Annotated in this window: 31 protein-coding genes; 4 read left to right on the plus strand and 27 right to left on the minus strand. The window is 44.5% G+C overall.

Going from position 1 to position 20054, the window contains the following annotated elements; genetic code table 11:
- The 24 genes from ACRWQN_RS17540 to ACRWQN_RS17655 all read right to left on the minus strand — a co-directional run bounded on the left by ACRWQN_RS17540 (position 1) and on the right by ACRWQN_RS17655 (position 17029).
- Positions 1-2070 (minus strand): ClpP-like prohead protease/major capsid protein fusion protein, encoded by a 2070-nt coding sequence (locus ACRWQN_RS17540; protein ID WP_434939148.1) that lies wholly within the window; start codon positions 2068-2070, stop codon positions 1-3.
- Positions 1988-3550, minus strand: coding sequence for a phage portal protein (locus ACRWQN_RS17545; protein WP_434939149.1), 1563 nt, complete (start codon positions 3548-3550; stop codon positions 1988-1990). Before ACRWQN_RS17545 ends, ACRWQN_RS17540 begins: the two co-directional genes overlap by 83 nt.
- A gap of 12 nt (positions 3551-3562) precedes the next feature.
- The gene (locus ACRWQN_RS17550; protein WP_434939150.1) at positions 3563-3847 is read right to left on the minus strand and encodes an Acb2/Tad1 domain-containing protein; all 285 of its coding nucleotides are present in this window, start codon (positions 3845-3847) and stop codon (positions 3563-3565) included.
- A gap of 12 nt (positions 3848-3859) precedes the next feature.
- Positions 3860-4060, minus strand: coding sequence for a hypothetical protein (locus ACRWQN_RS17555; protein WP_434939151.1), 201 nt, complete (start codon positions 4058-4060; stop codon positions 3860-3862).
- Positions 4060-6042: a phage terminase large subunit family protein gene (locus ACRWQN_RS17560; protein WP_434939152.1), complete on the minus strand. Its 1983-nt coding sequence runs from the start codon at positions 6040-6042 to the stop codon at positions 4060-4062. Before ACRWQN_RS17560 ends, ACRWQN_RS17555 begins: the two co-directional genes overlap by 1 nt.
- Positions 6017-6562, minus strand: a complete 546-nt coding sequence (locus ACRWQN_RS17565; protein WP_434939153.1) for a terminase small subunit — start codon at positions 6560-6562, stop codon at positions 6017-6019. The genes ACRWQN_RS17560 and ACRWQN_RS17565 overlap by 26 nt, the downstream gene beginning before the upstream one ends.
- 23 nt (positions 6563-6585) lie before the next feature.
- A complete protein-coding gene (locus tag ACRWQN_RS17570; RefSeq protein ID WP_434939154.1) occupies positions 6586-6837 on the minus strand; it encodes a hypothetical protein in 252 nt (83 codons plus the stop codon).
- Positions 6838-6890: 53 nt separating this feature from the next.
- Positions 6891-8420, minus strand: coding sequence for a hypothetical protein (locus ACRWQN_RS17575; protein WP_434939155.1), 1530 nt, complete (start codon positions 8418-8420; stop codon positions 6891-6893).
- A complete protein-coding gene (locus ACRWQN_RS17580; protein WP_434939156.1) occupies positions 8417-8749 on the minus strand; it encodes an HP1 family phage holin in 333 nt (110 codons plus the stop codon). Before ACRWQN_RS17580 ends, ACRWQN_RS17575 begins: the two co-directional genes overlap by 4 nt.
- On the minus strand, positions 8733-8966 hold the full coding sequence (lysC, locus tag ACRWQN_RS17585; RefSeq protein ID WP_434939157.1) for an Rz1-like lysis system protein LysC: 234 nt from the start codon (positions 8964-8966) through the stop codon (positions 8733-8735). Before lysC ends, ACRWQN_RS17580 begins: the two co-directional genes overlap by 17 nt.
- Positions 8860-9324, minus strand: a complete 465-nt coding sequence (locus ACRWQN_RS17590; protein WP_434939158.1) for a hypothetical protein — start codon at positions 9322-9324, stop codon at positions 8860-8862. Before ACRWQN_RS17590 ends, lysC begins: the two co-directional genes overlap by 107 nt.
- Positions 9324-9791, minus strand: a complete 468-nt coding sequence (locus ACRWQN_RS17595) for a lysozyme (protein ID WP_434939159.1) — start codon at positions 9789-9791, stop codon at positions 9324-9326. Before ACRWQN_RS17595 ends, ACRWQN_RS17590 begins: the two co-directional genes overlap by 1 nt.
- 168 nt (positions 9792-9959) lie before the next feature.
- A complete protein-coding gene (locus ACRWQN_RS17600; protein ID WP_434939160.1) occupies positions 9960-10301 on the minus strand; it encodes a DUF4406 domain-containing protein in 342 nt (113 codons plus the stop codon).
- Between the two features lie 625 nt (positions 10302-10926).
- The gene (gene orn, locus ACRWQN_RS17605; RefSeq protein ID WP_434939161.1) at positions 10927-11604 is read right to left on the minus strand and encodes an oligoribonuclease; all 678 of its coding nucleotides are present in this window, start codon (positions 11602-11604) and stop codon (positions 10927-10929) included.
- A gap of 186 nt (positions 11605-11790) precedes the next feature.
- The gene (locus ACRWQN_RS17610; protein WP_434939162.1) at positions 11791-12159 is read right to left on the minus strand and encodes a hypothetical protein; all 369 of its coding nucleotides are present in this window, start codon (positions 12157-12159) and stop codon (positions 11791-11793) included.
- Positions 12159-12404, minus strand: coding sequence for a helix-turn-helix domain-containing protein (locus tag ACRWQN_RS17615; protein WP_434939163.1), 246 nt, complete (start codon positions 12402-12404; stop codon positions 12159-12161). Before ACRWQN_RS17615 ends, ACRWQN_RS17610 begins: the two co-directional genes overlap by 1 nt.
- 27 nt (positions 12405-12431) lie before the next feature.
- Positions 12432-13682: a tyrosine-type recombinase/integrase gene (locus ACRWQN_RS17620; protein ID WP_434939164.1), complete on the minus strand. Its 1251-nt coding sequence runs from the start codon at positions 13680-13682 to the stop codon at positions 12432-12434.
- A complete protein-coding gene (locus tag ACRWQN_RS17625; protein WP_434939165.1) occupies positions 13682-13912 on the minus strand; it encodes a hypothetical protein in 231 nt (76 codons plus the stop codon). Before ACRWQN_RS17625 ends, ACRWQN_RS17620 begins: the two co-directional genes overlap by 1 nt.
- A complete protein-coding gene (locus tag ACRWQN_RS17630; RefSeq protein ID WP_434939166.1) occupies positions 13905-14567 on the minus strand; it encodes a replication protein P in 663 nt (220 codons plus the stop codon). The genes ACRWQN_RS17625 and ACRWQN_RS17630 overlap by 8 nt, the downstream gene beginning before the upstream one ends.
- Positions 14564-15301, minus strand: a complete 738-nt coding sequence (locus ACRWQN_RS17635; protein ID WP_434939167.1) for a helix-turn-helix domain-containing protein — start codon at positions 15299-15301, stop codon at positions 14564-14566. The genes ACRWQN_RS17630 and ACRWQN_RS17635 overlap by 4 nt, the downstream gene beginning before the upstream one ends.
- A 311-nt stretch (positions 15302-15612) precedes the next feature.
- Positions 15613-15939 (minus strand): hypothetical protein, encoded by a 327-nt coding sequence (locus ACRWQN_RS17640; protein ID WP_434939168.1) that lies wholly within the window; start codon positions 15937-15939, stop codon positions 15613-15615.
- A 77-nt stretch (positions 15940-16016) separates the two neighbouring features.
- The gene (locus ACRWQN_RS17645) at positions 16017-16220 is read right to left on the minus strand and encodes a hypothetical protein (protein ID WP_434939169.1); all 204 of its coding nucleotides are present in this window, start codon (positions 16218-16220) and stop codon (positions 16017-16019) included.
- A gap of 2 nt (positions 16221-16222) precedes the next feature.
- The gene (locus ACRWQN_RS17650; RefSeq protein ID WP_434939170.1) at positions 16223-16816 is read right to left on the minus strand and encodes a hypothetical protein; all 594 of its coding nucleotides are present in this window, start codon (positions 16814-16816) and stop codon (positions 16223-16225) included.
- A 27-nt stretch (positions 16817-16843) separates the two neighbouring features.
- Positions 16844-17029 carry a Cro/CI family transcriptional regulator gene (locus tag ACRWQN_RS17655; RefSeq protein WP_434939171.1) on the minus strand — a complete coding sequence of 62 codons (186 nt, stop codon included), beginning with the start codon at positions 17027-17029 and terminating at the stop codon, positions 16844-16846.
- Between the two features lie 103 nt (positions 17030-17132).
- Here ACRWQN_RS17655 and ACRWQN_RS17660 point away from each other — a divergent pair, with 103 nt between their 5' ends.
- On the plus strand, positions 17133-17819 hold the full coding sequence (locus tag ACRWQN_RS17660) for a S24 family peptidase (RefSeq protein ID WP_434939172.1): 687 nt from the start codon (positions 17133-17135) through the stop codon (positions 17817-17819).
- Between the two features lie 33 nt (positions 17820-17852).
- Here the strand turns inward: ACRWQN_RS17660 and ACRWQN_RS17665 are convergent, their stop codons facing one another.
- From ACRWQN_RS17665 to ACRWQN_RS17675, 3 genes are read right to left on the minus strand one after another with little or no spacing between them, the layout of a single operon-like run.
- The gene (locus tag ACRWQN_RS17665; RefSeq protein WP_434939173.1) at positions 17853-18347 is read right to left on the minus strand and encodes a hypothetical protein; all 495 of its coding nucleotides are present in this window, start codon (positions 18345-18347) and stop codon (positions 17853-17855) included.
- 14 nt (positions 18348-18361) lie between these two features.
- Positions 18362-18967, minus strand: a complete 606-nt coding sequence (locus tag ACRWQN_RS17670) for a hypothetical protein (RefSeq protein WP_434939174.1) — start codon at positions 18965-18967, stop codon at positions 18362-18364.
- Between the two features lie 20 nt (positions 18968-18987).
- Positions 18988-19149, minus strand: a complete 162-nt coding sequence (locus ACRWQN_RS17675; protein ID WP_434939175.1) for a hypothetical protein — start codon at positions 19147-19149, stop codon at positions 18988-18990.
- A 151-nt stretch (positions 19150-19300) separates the two neighbouring features.
- Between ACRWQN_RS17675 and ACRWQN_RS17680 the strand changes: the two genes are divergently transcribed.
- From ACRWQN_RS17680 to ACRWQN_RS17690, 3 genes are read left to right on the plus strand one after another with little or no spacing between them, the layout of a single operon-like run.
- Entirely contained in the window at positions 19301-19624 is a 324-nt protein-coding gene (locus tag ACRWQN_RS17680; protein WP_434939176.1) for a hypothetical protein, read from the plus strand.
- On the plus strand, positions 19621-19788 hold the full coding sequence (locus ACRWQN_RS17685) for a hypothetical protein (protein ID WP_434939177.1): 168 nt from the start codon (positions 19621-19623) through the stop codon (positions 19786-19788). Before ACRWQN_RS17680 ends, ACRWQN_RS17685 begins: the two co-directional genes overlap by 4 nt.
- A complete protein-coding gene (locus ACRWQN_RS17690) occupies positions 19785-20045 on the plus strand; it encodes a pyocin activator PrtN family protein (RefSeq protein ID WP_434939178.1) in 261 nt (86 codons plus the stop codon). Before ACRWQN_RS17685 ends, ACRWQN_RS17690 begins: the two co-directional genes overlap by 4 nt.
- Positions 20046-20054: the final 9 nt, after the last annotated feature.

Raw genomic sequence — 20054 nt, forward strand, 5'->3', positions numbered from 1 at the left:
TTATACGCCTGTTGATTTAACCAAGCCACGGTGATCAAGCGGTGCAACACCCGCATCGATACGCACTTTGGTTGCAATGCCATCTGAAGTAAAGCCTTGCTGTTGTTCGATGTAAGGCGTGTCGATACCATCAAGATAAACGACTTCAATAGTGTCATTGCCTTGACCAGCAGCAAGATAGTAAGCATTGGCGCTATCTGCTTTTAGACGAGCTTCTGAAATAACTTCAGCAAAGTCTTGAATTGGGTTAGCGATACCTGAATTGACATCAGCACCTTTAACCGAACTTGACTTGATGATCTGAGTTAATGTGCGCTTTAGGTTTGGTGGACATAATACAAACTCAGGCATAATGTTTAATGCACGAGGATTCTTACCACCTGACGTTTGGCTTTCCATCAACTCAGCCAACACACCCAATGTTTCAGCACTTGGTGCACCACTGCCTAAGTTGCCGTGGTCGCTGTGGAATAGCGTTTTACCATCTGTCATTTTCGGATTGCCCGTTAAAATGGCAAACACTAAATCACCGATAGTAGCTTTAGCAGCTGCGCCCATTTTCATAGGGATCATCGACAACATATTCATATCATCGTTAATGATTGCTTGACGAGTAATAGAGAAAATTTCGCCGTATGTAGCCAATGCAATGTCGGCACCTTTATCACCTAAAGTGACGTACTTGTATTCTGCCCCTTCGCGCACTTGACGTAGGCTGCGGAACTCTTCAAGACCGACACGTTTAGACACTTTAAAATCACTCAGCTGGCCTTTTCTAGTGAAACGTTCAAACGTTTCTTGAGCATTTTCCCAGCCCTTTAACACCGACTTATTCGCAACATCTAACAAGATGTTGCCAAAGTCAGATGAACTATGGGTAAACGCTAAACCAATCATTTGCATTTGGTTTAGACCTGCTACACCGATACCTCGATCTGCAAGTGACGCACGAGCAAGCTCTTTCAAGTTGTACGTTGAATAGCCATTGTCTTTATGCGCGGCTTCATGACCTGCACGGCTCATAACATGCGCACGAATTGAATCACCAACCAAGTTACCGTTACCCGCATGAATGATCACACTGTTAGGCTGCGCGGCTAATGGGGTTGTACCTTCTCCCAACTTAGCCAAAATCATGTCTTTGGCTTTGTCTGCATTGATGTTGGCATCAGCAATACAGTTGTTTTTAAGTTCAGCTAATTGCGGGAACGTCGCGAACGCGGCATTAATACCGCTAATACGCTCAGTGTTAAAGGCAATAGCAGCCGCTTGAATATCCGCTTGCGGCGGTGCAGCGGGTGCTGGTACAGATGCAGCTGGGGTGTTAGTGGCTGCTGGCGCAGGCGTATTGGTTGCACCAGGTACATTACCCTGTGGTGCAAACAGGTTTTTTAGAGCTTCAGGCATATTAGTAAAGTCCTTGAGTCTTTTTGAAGTAAGCGAAGCCGCCATTTGAAGCGGTTCAGTAAGGGTGTTGGCGAAACCTTTTTCAACCGCTTCGCGGCCAGTTAGCCATGTTTCAGCTGCCAAAAGCGTGTGTAGCTCGGCTTCTGGCAAACCTGTTTTTTGTTGATAAGCACCAACCAAGTTACTTTCGACTTTGTCGAGTAAGTCGGCATATTTGCGCATGTCGTCTGCGTCACCTAATGTGCCGCCCCATGGCTTATGCACCATCATCATGGCGTTTTCGGGCATGATGACTTCATCAAACGCCATGGCAATCACACTGGCCATTGATGCTGCAAGGCCGTCAATATGACAAACCTTGTGCGCGGGGTGACCTTTGATCATGTTGTAAATCGCCATACCTTCAAACACATCACCACCAGGTGAATGAATGCGTGCCGTTAAGGTGCCGATTTTGCCTAATGCTTGTAAGTCGCTGGCGAACTGACGGGCACTAATACCCCAGCCGCCAATTTCGTCATAAATCATTAATTCGGCATTACCGTTTTGCGCCTTTAAGCTGTACCAGCTTTTATCGGGCTTATTGGTCGGCGTCAGGGTCAGGCTTGCTTGTGGTGCGAACACCATTCCGGCGATTGCTAGACTTAGATGTGTCTTTTTCACTTGGGGTTACTCCGTTTTGTGGCTCTGGGTCGTTAGGGGTCACCATGTCATTTTCACGATTGTGTTTCACTTCGCGCTCACGCTGGCGTTTAACTTCGCTTGGGTTACGACCTCGGGCACGGGTCCAATCAGCCTCAGAGGCAACATTACCGGCTATCATCATTTCCCAACCTTGGGCTTCTTTGCGGGGGTCAATCCATGGCATTGTTGGGCCGTAATACACCGAATCAAACAAGGTGCGTTGGTCTAGGTCTGGCGGTAGCACTAATGGGTCTTGCTTGTTCATTAGTTCCATTTGCAACCAATTTCGAAACGCAGGCCGCGCCCAACCGGCACAAAACCATTGCTGCATAATGCGGTTAGACTCATCTTGCTCAACCAGTTCTTGGCGCTGGCTTGAGTAACTACCTTTATAGTCACGGGCAATGCTTGAGTAACTGCCACGAGTCCCCGCAGCGCAGGCTTTTAGCTGGCCATTACGAAAATCGACTAAATGCACGTTAGGGCGATTTGACTCAATCATGCCGACATCTTCACCCGGTGCGAGATCGTCGAACGTCATACCTGGTGCAATGTTAATTTCGCGGCTTTGGCTTTCGCCTTGTTCTGGCGTAAACATGCTGGAGTCACCGCGTTTAATGTAAAACGCTAACGCGGCAGCAATACGGGCGGCAACTCGTTCAGATTCTTCATAGTCTTTTATGTCGCCAAGGCGAGTTAAAATACCGTGAAAAATACTGATACCGCGCAGCTGGTGCAGGCGTTTAAATAAGCCCAAGTGCAGCATGTTGCTAGCAGGTACTATTTTGGTTTTATAACGAAAACCGATTTGGTCAGACGGGTGATCAAGCAACACATGGTAATTCACCACCTGCCCCCATCCGTTAACCTCTAAACCTTGGCGCACTCGGCTTGATACATCGTTAAGTTCAAACGGAATGTAATCAGGTTCTAACGCTTCAATGCTGTATTGGGTGCCTTGCGGGTTTGGGTGACCAAACTTTGGCACTTTGCCACGCACTTGCTGGCCGAATGCTTCACCGTCTCGCAATGCAGTACGTAGCACTAAACGCTCAAGCTCTGGCCGTGTGTAGCGCCCTGTTACGTCAGGTTTTAATGACCATGCAGCAAATCGGCGCTGAATATCATTAGCTAAATCATCCAGTATTTCACCGCTAATGCTTCGCGGCTGTGGCTCAACCACAATACCTTGGGCACCAATTACCCGCTCTTCCATGCGGTCTAACATACCAATACTGAGGTCGTGGTTTTCATCTAACCATCGCGCCTGTTCACGCAGGCTTTTACCTGCAGCAAATACTGCTTGGTTTGCGCCACGCCCTTCTTTATTGGCTTTATGGGTTCGGCTTGGGCTGGCAGCTTCGTAACCTTTAAGGTTGCGATAGCTCATTGCGGCCGCTTGTCGTTTTAACGCCCAGCCAGGGGATAAATACGATAGTGCATCGTTAATAATGCTCATGCTGTGCCTCTTTTAAAATGAGTCAGGTAAAGCCACTGCACGAACAAACCACATCTGGCCAGTTTGAAGCTTTTCTTGCGCTAAATCGAGGCAACGCACTGACTCTTGCAACTGAGTTGGTGCGAGGTCGGTACCATGATTTTGACAATAATCTTGATACTCATTGCCACGCAAAGTGCGTAACTCCCTTATCAATTCTTTTGTCTTTTCACCATGCGCTTTAATTCGGTTCATCAAATCAATTTCTTGCTGACTTAAATCACGATAGCCTTTGATTTTTTTATGCTGGTTATCCATATTGTTTCCTAATTAAAATCGAGCCAGTGTGGTGCCCCGTGGGCGGGTATACATGCTTAGGGTGCGCTGCCATTCAATGCGGCCTTTACGAATTTGCTCTAGGTCTTCACTGGTCATCAACTTGCCGTTAACGCTAACGGTTTTACCCGCTAGTACGTCTTTTTCAGCTTCGATATACAGCGCGACCATGTCTGTCGCCGTTTGCTTTGACATTACAGCCAGCCTCCTGATTTAGCCGATCCACCATTTAACCAGTTATTAGCTGGGGCTTTTTTCGGTTTTTTGGGTTGTGGGGATTCATCGGGTGATGATGGGTTGTCGTGTTTATTTGTTATCACTTTGCTGAGCGATTCGAGATTAATGCCAAAGCGATCAATGGCGATATACAGTGCAGCCATGGCATACACAAAACAGTCGAGCGCTTCGTTACGCCTGCCGCCTGCTTCCCAGCGATACACAATGCGACCGTCGCGGCGTGTCGGCATTTTGCGTTCAGACGTTAACTGTTGCAGTTCGGTGTCATCACAAATGCTGTCGTTCAGTGGCAAATGAATGGCACCAGGTGTACGCGTATCAACACTGGGTTGAGTGCGCATCATGGCCATGATCAACTCTTTGGCGTTGTCGGTACCCACTTCTGTTAGGTACACGCCTTTGTTGCTCCGCTTGCGGGGGAAATTGGCGATCGGCTTGCCGTACATGTTGGCGCCCCTAATAGGGACCACACGGAACAAACCGAGCTTTTTACTCATTGAGTAAACCGTATCGGAGTAGTGACCGCCCGAGTCCCAACACGTTGTGCCAATGCTGAGCACTATGCCGTCGTTACGGGGGTAACTTTGGTTTAAGCGCAGGGCAACTTTATCAAGCAGCACTTGGTTTGCTGGATCACCGTACAAAATAAACCTATCGATTAGGGCACATTCTTTACCTGCGCCCCAGCCCCAAACACGGCCTTCGTATCGGTCGTCTTGGGTATCCACACCCGCGGTTAAATACACCACCCAGTCGGGCATGTTGCCGTTGGGGTACATTTCACGCCTGCGGCCTAGGTCTTCCCACTCAATGCGTTCGCCGTTGTCGTTGTCCCACGGTTGGCCAAGCTTGGTGTTAACAAAGGTTTGAAGCTTTTCTTTGTCGCCTTTGGCTTTGTAAAATTCGGTAACTAACTTAGCCCAGCTGTTAAGCGTGTTATAGGCCGACCAGATATAAATCGAGATGTTTTCGGGCGTTAAAAAGTCGTTACCGTCTTTATCAAAAAACGAAATAAAGTCGGGGGTATAAACGCCCGTTTTGTCGCATATCCATACTGCGCGGGGGTGTTCTTCCATATCGTGCAGTTGATTGTTTTCAATGCAGCAACCGCAGTGTTCACACACGTAATACGCTGTTTTTGGGTCATTGCCTTGCCACTTAATGCCAAAGGGCTCGGTTTTTCCGCCCCACTTTAAATGCTGCAGTTCGTCGCAATGTGGGCACGGCAAGTTAAATCTAAATTGGTAGCTGCTTTCACTACAGGCCTTTTCAATTTGGCAGGTACCGAGAATTTTAGGTGTAGATCCGCGAATCGATTTAGGAAACATCGACAGCTCAACACGGGTGTCACCTAACGATGTGGCGTTACCTTCGTGTTCGATTGACTCGTCAAAACCGGCAAGCTCATCGTAAATCACGTCATCGGTTGATATTTCACGGTAGTTAGCGGCGGCGGTACCACCACGTACCATTAAGGTTTTACCGTTTGTGAATACCTTATCTTCTAAGGTGCTGTCTTTATGTTTGCGGCCAATCCACGGCGCTAGGGCTTTCCAAATCGGCATATCACGTATTGCCGTTTCAACGTGTTTTTTCATAAACGTTTTGGCGGCACCGTCACGCGGCTGGTATATCAGCACGTTACGCTTTTTGTGTTCAATCTTGTAGCCAGCATTGGCCATCAGCATTTTGGTGTAACCCACACGTGCTGACTTCATGATGTTCAGCGTGGTGATTTGGTCGTTACCCATGGCATTCAATATGCCGATTTGAAACGGTAGGCTTTCCCATTTACCTTCGGTGTATGACGATTCCGACGACATATAAAAATGCGTGTCGGCGTATTCACTACAGGTTAAAACAGGTGGGCGGTAAAACGATTTGAGACCAGCAGATACAGCGGCTTTCAGATTGTTAATCTGTGCTGCTGATATACTCATCTAATAAATCCTCAATGACGTTGGCCAGTTCAGCGGCGGTGTTTTGGCTTTTAATCACTTCGGCGCGAATAGCGTCAATGGTGCGTTCGGGCATGTCAGGGAATTTACGTTTTACCCGAATGTGTATTTGATCCAACACTGGCGATATTTGCGCTGCTATACGGCTAAGCACAAACGAGCAAAACGCCACCTCGACCACTTCTTTGCGGTCTTTTTCGTTTTTCAGCTCTTGGCCGTCGGCTTGCCCTTTGGTTAAGCGCCAACGTTCATAATCAATATTAGGTTTTTCGTCTTCATCATCTTGCGGTTTGCCCGATTTCCCGAGCAGGTGTTTTTTACGCTCATTGGCTACCCGATTACCCACCACGTCACTCATGGTGTATAAACACTCACGACCACTTTTGCTGTGAATAGGCACATCCCACTTGTCGAACGCTTGGGTACTAATACCCAAACTTTTGCACAGGTCGGTTTTGTTCAGTAGCACTGGCTCGGCCTCGGGTGTTTGAATACGTGCCATAAAATGCCTATTGTTTTTGCGGGTTAGTAACCTTGAATAATTGCGGTGCTAGTGCCTGCGCTGGTTAGCGTGAACTTTTCAACGTTACCCAGTTCAATGTTATGGCTACCGGCTTCAATGTCTGCTTGAGTAAAGTCAGTACCGTTAATGGTGTAAGTGAGTGATATGTTAGCGCCACTGAAAATAAGCTGGTGCTGTTTACACTGTTTCATAACACCTGGGCGCGTAACGGCCACGGCCGACGTAGTCACCGTTAAATTTTGGCTGTAAATCATGTAAGTTCCTTGGGTGGATTGCGGGTGTTATGGGGCGCGGGTTTGGAAGGATGCTATAGTTGAGAAATACTTATTCCAGATACGGATCCAATAAACCCACTGGAAGCTCCTTGAAGGTACATTCGTTTAGTGGCACTAAACGGAATAACAACATCATTAAAACCATTAACTAAAATAATTCTAGTGTTATACACCCATAACCAAGCTGTGCCAGAAGTACCAGAAACGGTGCAAGAAACCCTTACGTCAGTCCTATCCAGTAATAACCACTCGGTTGTTCTGCCTTGAACGACTTCACCAGCACCGATTGTGCCAGTGAAGTCAGGATGAATCCATAAGTTACCTGATACACGATTTAGTGCGCCCGTTGGTGTGCGTTTAAATTGTACTGCCCAGTCATACCAAGTGGCACCTGCCACAGCTAAAGACGAGTGACCTACAGAGCTTCTAATGTTGGTACAGGGTAACAGTACGTTGTCTGTGCTTATCCTGTCATCTAACGTATTGCCTAAGTTGACAACGCTATCTGTAGCGACAGGTTCAGCAAATGTGAACTCTATTGAGTTTCCGTTAACAACGTATGAAAGCGCATTTATAGAGCTAAAGCCCGCATAGTATCTCAAGCCAAAACCCAAAGATGGGGCGGCCGGTAGTGTTACTGTATCAATGACGATGTTCCCACCATGAGGCACATTAAAATCAACCTTAACCTTTTTGTAAGCAGAGCCAGGTACAATGCTCACCGATATAGGAGTAAGAGCTTTAAAATTGTTACCAGCCAAAACCTGCTTGGCGCACTCGCCAATCATTTCGCCTTGAAGCATGTAACCATTAGCATTTAGATGAAGTCTTAAACCTGTTGTTTCTGGGTATAGTCTATTAAGCCAATACTTAGGACCTGCCAAATAACAGTCTGCGTTTTCTTCTGAGTATTGCAATAATATTTCAGCTATATCAACAGATGAGTTTTTGCCAGTCTGATCCATTAGCATTGGCGGATTTTTACCGGTTTCAGATTTAACCCTGTCGTGATATTCGCGTAAATCTGTTTTATAAGCTGACGCCACAGGATTTAAACTGTCTGCTTCGCCATGTATCCAAGTTATAAACGGTATACTAAAATTAGACTCTTGCTTTATTCTGCTTATTACCTTGCTTACATTAAACCACCCCCATTTTTGAGTCGGCCTAACCTCTGTAAGTTCGGCAATTGTTTTGCCGCCAACGCCACATGATGCGTATGCGTAATTATCTAAAGAGGTGTCAGCATTGAGCCAGTTTAGCATTGACCAAGCGTGAGTTTCTTTTGATTTCTCTTTGTATGGAATTAAGTTGGCTATATCTGCATCTAATAATTCCACTTCAAAGCCAGGGCCGATAGACTCCAGATTATTAAACTGCCTAACATTGCTACCGAAAGTTTCTATAGTGTGAGTCAGCGGAAAGCCTTGATCACCAATAGATAACGACTGCCCATGGCTAAGAATAAAGCTAATCATAGGGGCCACCCCGCCATAAACACCAAACACTGACGTAATAGCTGGTCGTATCGCTGGGCGAAATGCGGGTTTAAATGCGTTCATTTGGGTTCGACCTCAATATCTTCTAACACATGGCTGCAACGTTCTTCTTCAATATTCTGTAACTGCTTAAGCAACAACTGCTGATTTAGCCTGGCATTTTCTTCTAGTATTTTTGCTATCTTTTCATCACGTTCACTTTTGCGTGCTGCGCGTTCTCTTTTTCCGGCTTGATAAAACCAGTTAACAAATGCAGTAAAAATGGCACAGACCACACCCACTAAAACGCCAATATCCATATTATTCACATAGCTGCCAAGGGCCGTAAAAAGTGAGGCTAGGTACGAGACAACCGAGGTGACTTTTGCACTTAACTCAGTCGTTATGCTCATGCTGTAACCGCCATTGTTGTAGGCGCAGCATATTTGCATTACACATTGCTAGCGCATTAGTTTGGGTAAGTGAGTGTTTAAGTAAATCAATATTGGTGGTACCCACAAAATCAGGGGTGCTGCACAGCACTATCCAATCGGGCGGCGGCAACACATAAACCGTTTTGGTTTGGGTCACCACTTTTACAATCGGCTGGCTTGAGCAGCTGCAAAGCATCAGCAGGCAACAAAGCATTAGCCCAATCTTTTGTCGGTTCATCGGTTGAGTCCTTAATCAGATTGGCTTTAGCGATACGGCTTTCATGTGTGGCTTGTAAATCGATAACCTGTTTTCGATGCGTGGCATTAAGTTCGGTTATCACGCGGTAATCACGTTCAAGCGTTTTGATGCGTTCGGCTTGGTTGTCGTTACTGCTTATCAACGCTTCAACACTGACTTGCGATAACAGTAAGTCATAGCTTAACGTTTTATTAGTGGCTTTAAGTGAGTTCATACCCAAGGCACTAATGCCCAGTAAAGCCGATAAAAGTATTACAACAATAAACAGCACTGTGGTTTTAAAGTCGTTAAACATTACAAGTCCCTCAAACAATAACGCCGCTCATTTGAGCGGCGTATGATTAAACCAGGTAACTTTTTCTTTTTGGCATAAACCCATCGAGACAACTCATTACATGCGCCAACGCGGTCACCCGCCAACAACTTTTTACGAAGCGTAGACGTCCTGAAAGCGTCTGCTCCTATGTTGTAAATAAAACTCAAATAGGCAATGTGCTCACCCTCACTTAATGGCGGGGTCAACCTTACAAGCTCACGATCAAAGGTTTTTAGGCTTGAAGACAGCATGTCTAAACACTGTTCGTTGGTGAACACCATCCCAAGCTTTATGTTATGGCCTGTTTGACCAAAGCAAGCTGTTTCAATACCAACAGGGTCAACATAGGAATGCAGCATTTCACCCTCACTGGTAGCAACTAACACTCCGCCAGTAAGCAAAGCGCCAGATAACCCCAGCGCCATGAGTCGGGATTTAATATTCATCATCCCTCCTTAAAATATTCGTTAATCGCTATTGATGCATTAACGGGGCGCGAACCCGAACTACGTCATACCGTTATCACTTGTGTGAAAGCGCGGCCACTTTTCGCTGACTATGTTGCAAAGCGAACTGCTCAATCTGATTAAATGTGCGAGCATTCACGTTAACGACTAACCAAGTTGTTCAGCCGTTAAACCAATTAATGCTATTTCATGATCAATGCCCTCCTGGTAAACAATGTGTAAGCCAAGCTTTTGTGCTAATGCATGTTCAGCCTTTGCGCCGTGTGATTGCTCCCAGCCATCTAATAAGTAAATCATGTCAGCACACATCAACATGGCTAAACCAATCTGCATGTATTCAGGTTCAGTTAAACCCGCAGGCAAAGTGGCAGGGTTTAGCACAATATGCGTTAACGACTTTTGCACCTGTTCCGCCAAGTTAAAGGCGTGCCGATTACAATCAGGCAAACCAGACATTGGCCCTGCGATATAAACCTTTTTACGGATCATGTGTTCACCAAATAGCGAGCAAAAAAAATGGGCTTCAATAAAGAAGCCCAATGGCGGAGATCTAACGAGAGAGTTTGCAAAGCCTGTTACGTAGCTGTATCAAGCATATCTAAATATACCCCTTTTTTAGGGTCGCAAACAGGCCATATGTGGCCTTTAGGTTTTTATGTATTCGTGATATATGGCGCTAAATCTCTAGACAATTTAATAGAAAGTTATCACTTAAGTGAGTTACGTTTATAAAATAAGAATTTGTAAAACACAGAAGTAACCATAAAAAGTATCACGGCAACTAAAAATTATTCTTCGAATAAAATGTAAAAGATCTAGACGATCAAAAGTTGTGGTTTAAGGTGATCAAAATACTTGCAGAAAACCAACGGTGTAAATACAAATAAAACAAAAACAAATTCATTAACTTAGTTACACATTACACTGCTGTTGAACTGATTAGTTTAAGTAGGGTTGATAAAACAACAACACAACCCCCTAAAAAAGTCATATGTAGTGAAGCACTGCGCCTCTCCGCCCCCGCAGTGCACCGAGCCAGAAGGACCCATTTATTTTTTAACCATAAATGATAATAGCTCGCATTTAGATAGGCTCAGGCCAACGTATTGATACATCACCACTTCACCCAAGGCATTAGACCTTTAATCAATGACTTAGCAAACACACGACACGCATCACTGAACCGTTCGTAAGCGCTTTGACTATCGCCACCTAACACTTGCTTATACACTCGCAACTCTTCGATTGATTCACGTATATCAGCCAATGCCTCATGAGCGTAAAGCTTAGCCGATACAGCCTTTCGCCCTAACTCTGGATTGAACGCCCGAGCTGCTAATGCAATAGCAGACACATCTAACTGACGATAGTGCATGTACTCGTGAAGTCTTGGCATCTGGCACATGATGTATGAACGGTCGAACATGATTGAATTACCAGAAAACACAACACCCTGCTTGCTCTTAAAGTCATACTTAGTCACACCAAAGCCTTTAAGCCAATCAATCACCATTAACTCTGCCTGTTCGAGCGATACGGTTGATGAACGAACCTCATCAATCAACCTGCTTGCTGTGTGAGTATCCAACGCCCATTCACTGCATGTTGCGATTACTTCATCACTGTGATGAACAACCACACGTAACGGCTCACCTATTTGGTTCAGGTCTTTATCGGTCAGGATAAATGCCAATTCAAGTATTGGGTAATACTCCATACCCAACGCGCCATTATCTAAGCGGCCATTAAGGCCACCTGTTTCGATATCACCAAATAGAAAATAAGGACTCATACTCACTCCACTATTTTAATTCTGAATTTACTTTGGAACCCTTGGTAAACTATCTATTTTGTTAACAATAAATTTTGATACATCACCAAGACATGCAAATAAAAAAGCTACTGGTAATAAAACCAGTCTTAACCACATCTGCCAGCAATATCGATTATTAATAATCTTTCTTAACATACTCATATCTCACTCCACTATTTCAATTTCTGCGCGTCTTAACCAATACACATAAGACTTCTGACTATCAAAACCCATCAATGCCCACTGCCCTTTGCAGATATAGTGCGCTCTAATGGCCCGTATACATTGCGGTGTTAACCGCTCAATCATCTGGTCAAACTGTCTCACTTCACGCGGGGGCGTAACCTCACCAATACCAGCACTACCGTAAACAATCACCTCACCTAACTTGTCGCACTGGCTACGATTGGCAAAGCCCTTACCACGTTCTTGATGGGCCCAATAATTACCCCAACGCTTCAAACCATGACGTAATGCCTTCATGTTTAACGTCACTTGTTGATGCTCCAGCTGCTGCACATTAACCTTCACCATTACTGTTCACCTTCAATCGTCGCCCTAATCTCATCAATCCCTAGTCGAAACACCTGGTCGCATATTGCCGAAACATCATCAAACGGCACTCTCACATCACCCAGTTCCCAACGCCGATAAGTCCGTTCACTTACACCATAAATCTCAGCAACCTCGGTCTGGGTTAGGCCGCGTAATTCTCTGCCTGTCTTCAAAAAATCAAACCCGCGTAATGCCATTTCGCCCCCAAAAACCTCTAATTGCATATTCTCCTAATAATGATGCGGTGATCATCACAGCCACCCGCTTGCAGTCTTGATTTGACCGTTCTCACTTTCAACAGGCGATCTAGGCAATATCTCGGGCGCAACAGAAGAAAACCCACGATAAATTAAATACTGATGATATTGATCTAACGCTTGGCTCATGCCCTTATCCAGCGTTGACTTAACGTACTTACGCAGCAACACAGGCAAAGTATGATTCAGTAAACGCTCACCAATCATCGTATCAACACCCAAGTCAGCCACAATGGTCCTAAACAACCGACGTAAATCATGGCTAGTGAAATGCTTAAACCTAATCTGGGTATGCCAATCATGAGCAGAACGAATAGAAATAGCGCCGACACTGCCAGGGAACAAATACGCCCTCTTACCCACATGCTTCAACTGCCACTTGCGATAGTGCTGAATTAACGCCTTAGCCGACTCAGTCATAGGCACTCGATGCTCCTGATTATTCTTGGCATTACTGGCAGGTATCACCCAATAGTCACCCGCAAAATGTTCCCATCGCGCTAATCGAGTCTCGTTAATACGAGTTCCAAACATCATCATCAACACAAACAACATCTGCACCGGCATAACCACCTCACTTAAGCGAGTAAACAACTTAGCTAAATCAGACTCAAACAACCGAGTATCAACCACATCACCCACCTTAATGGAATACGTCACCCGATAACCGGCTAACGGATTAACGTTAATCAAACGAAGCTTAGACGCCGCAGCAAACACAGACTTAAGCTTATTCACCGCCTCACGAATGTACTTAGGCGAAAACCCCTCAACCAACATCGGCTTAACCAAAAAACCATCAACCGCAATAAAACTCACCTCAACCAACCGAACATCAGCCAACCTCGGCAACAACTGACACTTGATCATAGACTTAACATTGCTGCGCCAACTTTTGCTATAAGTCGTGTTATTAGCAATATGCTCCTGGTGCCATTCAAGCAAACTGCCAACCGAATCAAACTGGCCTGTCACCATGCCGCCAACATTACGTTTAGCCAACATCACCGGTAAATCTGTACACAAGGTTCTAATACACATGCTCGGCCATGTGCCTAACTTCTGCCAAACTGTCTTACCGTTTTCATTCACAACCAAAAACACACTCGCCCGTTCACGCCCAGCTGCGGCACGCAAACGAATTTCAGGATACTGAGGATCACGAAAATCACGCATAACACCACCACGCAACCAACGCCTTAACGCCGCATCGTTTAACTTGCCAATTTCAACACCACTGCTCATCAGGCAACCAACCTGTATTCCCAAGCACTGCACTTATCACGACGGCGCTTTTGCTTAACAGCCACAGGCAACTCACGCCAGCGGGCACTTAACGCACATTCGCTATCGTGCACACCAAAGCGTTCAAAACATTGCTGTTGAATTTCATACAAAGTTAAATAGCGATCGCCACTCAACACCACACACAAACGCTCTTTCTGGGTTAACGGTTTATTAATTAAATTACTCATCGTTAGCACTCCCCAAACCAAGTTGACGCCTAAATCTTGCAACAAAAGCCTTACCCTCAGCAGGTTCTATTCTTCTTGTAGCACGTGTTGGTAATGCCTTAGGCAACTCAACATCAACTAATTCACCTTTCGCAAATTTGCGGCATAAAATCTCGTACTGGCGGGTAAACATGGTCAAAACATCTTTTTCAATACCCGTAGCAAACAACCAGGTTCCACACTCACGCACCGCTAAACCCACAACATCGTGGCTCCACTTGTGTTTCGTCAAACGGTGATAATGCTTTTTAGCCTCACGGTAAGCCGAATCCACATCAGGTAAACCATAATCACAAGCCGTAGGCTGGCACCACAACGCAAACTGGCGCGGCGTTGGCCAAAACTGCCTATCGCCTTGCTCACGTCTTGCCCTGTTCAACCCCATTTGAACTTGCTCAGTACTTCTAACGCCCTGCAACGCCAAGGTTTTAAGCCACTCTGCCTTATGAATTTTTTCATCAACATCTTTTGGCGCACCCACAGGAAACAACACCCTCAACTTAATAAACACGCTATCAACAATCGCCATGTCCATAGCCGAAGGTTGATTACTAGCCCGTTCGTTAACCGGCACACCCACTCGATTAGCATTAATCACTGACTGAATAGACTTCATATCAACGGGTCCTCAGGGTTAAAAACACTATCAGCCCAATCAGACTTAACCGCTTGCTTAGCCACTAAACCCGCATTCACCAACCATTCAAACTCAAAACCAATCCAGCAGCGTGAAACACACAACTCAAAAACGTCATCGACCGTACATCCCGCATCAACGGCTTTCACCAAGTGCGGTGCCAGGCGATTGATGGCGGTTTGAGTCAATTTGGCTTTTTTCTGTTTGCGAACGGCTAACCAGTCTTTAAAAAGTTGTTCACTTGGCAAAGCAGGCCATTGGTCAAAACAAAAAGGTGTTTTCAATTTTTTGGGGTGTAAATCTTTTAAAGATTCATTGACTGATTCTAAAGAGTGACTGATTCCGGTGCTATCTGGTGGCATAGGGGGTCTGCTATCTGGTGGCAGACCTATGCTATCTGGTGATAGAGGGGGTATGCTATCTGGTAGCATAAGGGGTGCTATATCGTGGCATATCGTAATAGTGTAAACATTAGTTGAATTGCCTTTTGGTCCTTTCCGATGCTTAACCGAAACAAACCCAGCTTTAACTAAATCACCAATATGTTTTCTTACCGTGCTATGGCCAATCTCACATTGGTCAGCAATATACTTATAACTTGGCCAACACTCGCCTTGGTCATTTGCATTGTCAGCAAGTTTTATCAATACCAACTTGCGCAAAGGGTTACCTACCTTCGCTTTCATGGCCTTAACCATTAATTCCATACTCATGGGAGTAGCCCCCATAAAATCAACTTAACAACAGCTAAATTGACGTAACACAAATCCATGCGTAACATGTAATTGCCTCTCTTTTAGGTATTAACCCCGTGCTCAGTCGCCAAACTTAAGCGGGGTTTCTTATTTTTAAATTCATAACATCACCCATCAAGGACGAATCATGGAACAATACAAACCATCAATAACCGTCGGTGAGTTCAAAGAAATGCTCAGTCACTACCCTGATAACATGTGGCTAGACTTCTCAATGCTCGATTTCAACCGACTAAAACAGCGGTCACCAACGCTAGTTCAAGTTGAATTTAACCAGCTAGTTTATCGAGATAGTTCAAACAACGTGGTGGTTGAAAACCTTGCACAATAGCCGCAGCATATATACCCGCAACATCTTGTGATACTGGTGCGTAACTTTCGTGAACCTGATCTCCCAACCATCGGGTGAAAAAGAACTTTTCGCCCGTTTTTTCAATAACCCACTTCTCTTTCTTTTCAATTGGCGATGAACTACCAATTAATTGTTTTTGTTGCTCGCGTTCGTCGCTCTTGGTAGCACCGTAGGGGAATCCATCAATCTTGAATTGGATCCCCATTAATTTTGCAAAAAAAGCTAAAATTCTAATCTTCATCATTAGTCCCCTTAAACATCAAACAAAAACCAACAGTTAAAATCATTGCTAAACCTAACCAGCCAATTAAAAATCCCATATCAGCCCCGCTTACGCATCATTATTTTGCGCTGTTCACGCTCATAATCATCACGGCAATCAGCATCACAAAATCGTTCAGTAGTCGGTGTATGGCAATAAAAGCAATGCCCGGTTAATGGCGGTAAAACAGGTTTAGCTTTTGCCAACTCAGCCGCCAAATGCAGTTCAGCCATATTGTTAGCATCATCAACGTTATCAGCCATACCTAACCTACCGTCTTTAATGATTTATTCGCTAAAAACGGATAATCACGCTCAAGCGCATCCATGCTAGCCTGCGTAAACCCGCGCGACTCACGCAATTCACGGTAAGCCTGTTCAACATCGTGGCGGCTCGGCACTATACCCAAACGAACAACCGCCATTTGCGCTTCACCATTTTCTTTAATTAACGTAGCCGCCATATCTGCAACATTCATAGCAGTGCCATCACTCACGTGATCAACCACCACAGTTACGCCAACCATGTTATAAACATCGTTTAAATAACTAATGCGTAAATCAACTGGCATAGCCGCCAATAACGCCTGTTCAACATGAAACAAGCGTTCTGGCACCGCATGCTGCCCTTCGTACTGCCCAAGCCATCTAAAAATCTTTTGTGCATTCACCCGGGCATCGTTGTAAATATCATCCGAATGGGTAAACGTAATCCCCTCTTTAGCCAAAACCGTGGCCAGTTTTAAGTCATCAACCGCCTGCGCAACAGCAGCAGCCAACACCGAACGACTGACTTTTGGCAACTCAAGCCAGGCATTAATGGCTTTCATCAATAAATTTAATCGTGATACTTGTTTCATGCTTTTTCTCCCTACTAACAACTACAATTAACTTGCTTGCTGAAGCCGAGGTAAATCAGCCTTCAACTTACCCTTTGTTAAACGCTCAATCTGATAAGCCCTAAGCTCTGGCACATCATCTGGCCATTGAGAAATAGCACCTTTTGAAACTCCTAAAACTTTAGCCAACTGACTTTTAGAACCAAAATGCGAAATAGCGTCTTTTGTTTTCATAACAACTCCAAATCTGAACAAACTCAAGGTTAAGAAAACTATACCACAAAGTCAATAAAAAGGAGCAGATTCTTAACTAAACTTTAGTTAAGCTATCTATACTATGATGAATGACCGAATTAAAGACCGAAGAAAGCTCGCTAGACTGACGCAACCTGAGCTTGCAAAGTTAATAGGCGTGACCAAAGCAACCATTTCACAGTGGGAGTCTGCTGCTACCTCACCAAAAGGTGAAAACCTTTATAATTTGGCAAAACACCTGCAATGCACCACGGATTGGCTGCTATTTGGTAAAGAATCTAAACCAACAAGTAATGCCGAGTGGGCTGGCCCTATGGATACATGGGACAGTGGTACACCGTTAGGTGATGATGAAGTAGAGATACCGTTTTATATGGAAGTAGAATTAGCCGCAGGACACGGCATAGCGGAAATGCCTCATTTCGGCGGGCCCAAATTACGCTTTGCCAAATCAACATTACGCAAATCAAATGTAGACCCGACTAACGCAGCGTGCGTTAAAGTCAGTGGTAATAGCATGGAGCCAGTGTTACCCAACGGTTCAACCGTCGGGGTAGACACATCACAAACTAATGTGACAGACGGTAAAATGTATGCCATCAATCACGATGGTATGTTACGCATCAAAACATTATACAAATTACCAAATGGCGGCTTAAGGCTTCGCAGCTTCAATCTAGAAGAATGGCCAGACGAACGCTACGAAGGTGACGACATAAAACACATCACTGTGATCGGTAAAGTGTTTTGGTATTCGGTGTTGCTATAGCCTGAACCAAATAAAAAATTAATGGTATTGTAGTTAAAAAGCTATTTCATTTATGCCTTTTAAAGAACCATTTATTAAAAGGGTTAGAAATTCCAACTGATCACACCTATACCTAGCAGCTAATAAATACTTACCTTCTTGAATATTATATAGCTTAAACATGACGCTGCCTGTGTACATCGTATTTTTTGAGTCATCCCACCCCATAGGTTGAGCAAACTCAACCTGTACAGCAATATCACCACATGTGTTAATAATTAAATCACTATCCTTAAATGCGATAATTCGACCTTGCGTCCAAATCATGTACTTTTTCTTGACCTTAACTTCTTGACCATCAATCATTTTCTTAATGGTTGTAACTTTTTCAGTGTACCTAATATCTAAAGCCTCCCGAAATCCGTAACACAACGGGAAAACCCAGTTTTGAGTATCCAGAAAATCAAGCTTAATTGGGGCGATTAAGATATCACTTCGTTTGGCTCTTGCGCTTAAAGCCATTTTTTTAATTAAATCAATTTCTTTCATATACAGTCCTTGTATTATTTTTTTACTTCACCATGAATATTTTTCTCTGTAACAGCTTTATCTATCTGTTCAATAAAGTAATAAGCGGCTTTATTAAAGTCTTTATAGCTGTTGGGGGTGACGTTCTTACCAAAAATACACCAAGGCCTCTGGGGTTTCTTTGTAACTTCATCGAATTGGCTAGTTTCATAATTAAAAACTAAATTGGTATATGCTTCCTGATAATAAATATTAATAACAACACCTTTTTGATGCTTGCCATTCTTCCACTTCTTATGAACACTAAGTTCATTATCGCCGAGCTCAATATGAAACTTTTCTGCGTCAAATAAAGGTACCGCGTCGAGGTATAACTCTTTTAGACTTGTGTACAGTTTTGATTGGCTAATGTCTCTGGCCATATCAATAACACCGTCAGCATCAACGATTGAAATTTTGTCAATCTTGAAAACTTTAGTTGCTCCATCAACAATGCACCGCGCCCTTAGCTTTTCATCGCCTGACAAAATACCAACCGGAAATATTTCCCGTGATGCGCCAGGATTACTGCCACCATGATAGATAATAGTGACTATTTCACCTGTACGAATAGAATTCCTTAATGTTTCAACCACACTCATAATCCACTCCTTGGATAAAATTACCCTATTATTGCCATAGCCCCAAAAAACACAAAAACCCCAACAACCGCGAACCAAACCACCCCAGACGAAATATGATCACGACTCTTGCCACAATGCGGGCAAGCCTTAGCTGCACTGCTCTTTTCTTTACCACACTCATCACACTTTACTAATGCCATAAACCCTCCTTAGTTAGATGAATAATTTATAACACTAAACCCCACAAAAATAGCCAAAACAAAAAAGTATAGAAATCTTTACCTTTACCCTTGACTAAAAAGTATAGTTATCTTAACCTTTGAGCGTACCCAATTAACCGAGGACGGCAAAATGATACTGACAAACACCCCAATAACAGACAAAGAACGCGTTGAACACTTCATCCTTGTCAGCATTCGTTTTGCCTGTTTGCTCACCACCAAACAAGACCCAATGGAATGCGAACGAGTACAACAGCGCATCGCCAAACTTGAACGCCAGTTAATGACCTGCAACCCAAGCCAGCTTTTCAGTAAGCAGTTTGAAAACCAAGCCGGGGAACTGGGTAACGAGTTAGCCCTGCGATACAACTTCAACACAGGTCGCATCACCTTATGGCGTAACACACCACTACACCAAACCGGCAAAGTATTTCAGTTAAGAGCAAGCATATGAGCGCCGCAACTGAATATTGCGACAGTGAAATAGCCAAATGTGAGGACATGATCCGCACTTGGCCACACGAAGCACCATGCCTTAACCGCCTAATCAAAGGCTGGAATCGCACCAAAGTGCAGCTACAACGCCGCAACAATCAAGATGTAAAGGACAAAGCATGAACACAGCATTTTTACTCATGGCCCAGTTCAACAAAGCGGTGATCCCCATCACAGACATCTGTGACGAGTATTTTGGGCTGTCAGCAGCAACCGCCAAAAACTACGCAAAAGCAGGCAAGTTGCCCGTACCCGCGTTTAAAACCGGAAGTAGCAATAAAGCCATTTGGATGGTCAATGTAACAGACTTGGCAGAGCACCTAGACAAACTACGTGACCAAGCTAAAAAAGACCACATTCACAGCCCAAAAGCGGCTTAACCATATTTT

Origin of the sequence: Shewanella sp. HL-SH8 (assembly GCF_051165765.1) — a bacterium.
In the GTDB taxonomy this organism is placed as follows: Bacteria; Pseudomonadota; Gammaproteobacteria; order Enterobacterales; family Shewanellaceae; genus Shewanella; species Shewanella glacialimarina.

Coding starts and splice junctions, on each gene's coding strand:
- ACRWQN_RS17560 (WP_434939152.1), bottom strand. CDS start 6,042: ATGAGTATATCAGCAGCACAGATTAACAATCTGAAAGCCGCTGTATCT.
- ACRWQN_RS17655 (WP_434939171.1), bottom strand. CDS start 17,029: ATGAAAACAAAAGACGCTATTTCGCATTTTGGTTCTAAAAGTCAGTTG.
- ACRWQN_RS17545 (WP_434939149.1), bottom strand. CDS start 3,550: ATGAGCATTATTAACGATGCACTATCGTATTTATCCCCTGGCTGGGCG.
- ACRWQN_RS17670 (WP_434939174.1), bottom strand. CDS start 18,967: ATGAGTGTGGTTGAAACATTAAGGAATTCTATTCGTACAGGTGAAATA.
- ACRWQN_RS17630 (WP_434939166.1), bottom strand. CDS start 14,567: ATGAAGTCTATTCAGTCAGTGATTAATGCTAATCGAGTGGGTGTGCCG.
- ACRWQN_RS17550 (WP_434939150.1), bottom strand. CDS start 3,847: ATGGATAACCAGCATAAAAAAATCAAAGGCTATCGTGATTTAAGTCAG.
- ACRWQN_RS17625 (WP_434939165.1), bottom strand. CDS start 13,912: ATGAGTAATTTAATTAATAAACCGTTAACCCAGAAAGAGCGTTTGTGT.
- ACRWQN_RS17590 (WP_434939158.1), bottom strand. CDS start 9,324: ATGTTTAACGACTTTAAAACCACAGTGCTGTTTATTGTTGTAATACTT.
- ACRWQN_RS17690 (WP_434939178.1), top strand. CDS start 19,785: ATGAACACAGCATTTTTACTCATGGCCCAGTTCAACAAAGCGGTGATC.
- ACRWQN_RS17665 (WP_434939173.1), bottom strand. CDS start 18,347: ATGAAAGAAATTGATTTAATTAAAAAAATGGCTTTAAGCGCAAGAGCC.
- ACRWQN_RS17570 (WP_434939154.1), bottom strand. CDS start 6,837: ATGATTTACAGCCAAAATTTAACGGTGACTACGTCGGCCGTGGCCGTT.
- ACRWQN_RS17595 (WP_434939159.1), bottom strand. CDS start 9,791: ATGAATATTAAATCCCGACTCATGGCGCTGGGGTTATCTGGCGCTTTG.
- ACRWQN_RS17675 (WP_434939175.1), bottom strand. CDS start 19,149: ATGGCATTAGTAAAGTGTGATGAGTGTGGTAAAGAAAAGAGCAGTGCA.
- ACRWQN_RS17645 (WP_434939169.1), bottom strand. CDS start 16,220: ATGGCTGATAACGTTGATGATGCTAACAATATGGCTGAACTGCATTTG.
- ACRWQN_RS17555 (WP_434939151.1), bottom strand. CDS start 4,060: ATGTCAAAGCAAACGGCGACAGACATGGTCGCGCTGTATATCGAAGCT.
- ACRWQN_RS17620 (WP_434939164.1), bottom strand. CDS start 13,682: ATGAGCAGTGGTGTTGAAATTGGCAAGTTAAACGATGCGGCGTTAAGG.
- lysC (WP_434939157.1), bottom strand. CDS start 8,966: ATGCTTTGCAGCTGCTCAAGCCAGCCGATTGTAAAAGTGGTGACCCAA.
- ACRWQN_RS17575 (WP_434939155.1), bottom strand. CDS start 8,420: ATGAACGCATTTAAACCCGCATTTCGCCCAGCGATACGACCAGCTATT.
- ACRWQN_RS17635 (WP_434939167.1), bottom strand. CDS start 15,301: ATGAGTATGGAATTAATGGTTAAGGCCATGAAAGCGAAGGTAGGTAAC.
- ACRWQN_RS17640 (WP_434939168.1), bottom strand. CDS start 15,939: ATGATGAAGATTAGAATTTTAGCTTTTTTTGCAAAATTAATGGGGATC.
- ACRWQN_RS17610 (WP_434939162.1), bottom strand. CDS start 12,159: ATGGTGAAGGTTAATGTGCAGCAGCTGGAGCATCAACAAGTGACGTTA.
- orn (WP_434939161.1), bottom strand. CDS start 11,604: ATGAGTCCTTATTTTCTATTTGGTGATATCGAAACAGGTGGCCTTAAT.
- ACRWQN_RS17565 (WP_434939153.1), bottom strand. CDS start 6,562: ATGGCACGTATTCAAACACCCGAGGCCGAGCCAGTGCTACTGAACAAA.
- ACRWQN_RS17580 (WP_434939156.1), bottom strand. CDS start 8,749: ATGAGCATAACGACTGAGTTAAGTGCAAAAGTCACCTCGGTTGTCTCG.
- ACRWQN_RS17660 (WP_434939172.1), top strand. CDS start 17,133: ATGATGAATGACCGAATTAAAGACCGAAGAAAGCTCGCTAGACTGACG.
- ACRWQN_RS17615 (WP_434939163.1), bottom strand. CDS start 12,404: ATGCAATTAGAGGTTTTTGGGGGCGAAATGGCATTACGCGGGTTTGAT.
- ACRWQN_RS17685 (WP_434939177.1), top strand. CDS start 19,621: ATGAGCGCCGCAACTGAATATTGCGACAGTGAAATAGCCAAATGTGAG.
- ACRWQN_RS17600 (WP_434939160.1), bottom strand. CDS start 10,301: ATGATCCGTAAAAAGGTTTATATCGCAGGGCCAATGTCTGGTTTGCCT.
- ACRWQN_RS17650 (WP_434939170.1), bottom strand. CDS start 16,816: ATGAAACAAGTATCACGATTAAATTTATTGATGAAAGCCATTAATGCC.
- ACRWQN_RS17680 (WP_434939176.1), top strand. CDS start 19,301: ATGATACTGACAAACACCCCAATAACAGACAAAGAACGCGTTGAACAC.